This is a genomic window from Lactobacillus delbrueckii subsp. delbrueckii DSM 20074 = JCM 1012 (assembly GCF_001433875.1).
In the GTDB taxonomy this organism is placed as follows: domain Bacteria; phylum Bacillota; class Bacilli; order Lactobacillales; family Lactobacillaceae; genus Lactobacillus; species Lactobacillus delbrueckii.
The window spans coordinates 1-384 of the sequence record NZ_AZCR01000137.1; the positions used below are offsets into that span (position 1 = coordinate 1).

The 384-nt window shown below is 49.2% G+C and carries 1 protein-coding gene; it reads left to right on the plus strand.

The window, feature by feature from the left end; genetic code table 11:
* Positions 1-384 (plus strand): nitroreductase family protein (locus FD23_RS08835; protein WP_081037205.1); only part of this gene is annotated, 384 nt, incomplete at both ends.

Sequence of the window (384 nt, forward strand, 5' to 3'; positions counted from 1 at the left end):
CACGATCATGGTTTTCGGTAACACTAAGTCATATCTGAAGTATCGTGACCTGTGGAATGGCATGGTAGAAGAAAAGAAGGTAACTCCAGAAGCACGCGATGCCGCGGTTAACACCTTCCTTCCACTTTACGAAAAGGCTGACCGGCAAATGTTAGTTGCAGACGCAATGGTTGATGCCTCACTCGTTGCCATGCAACTGATGCTGGTTGCCCGTGAACACGGCTACGAAACCAACCCAATGGCTGGCTATGATGCAAGCAAGGCTGCAGCAGAATTTGGCCTGGACCCAGAACAATACATTCCAGTGATGGCCATCTCCATTGGCAAACCGGACCCAAGTGAAGTTGTTCCAGATACTGTCCGTTATGATGTCAAAGACGTGAC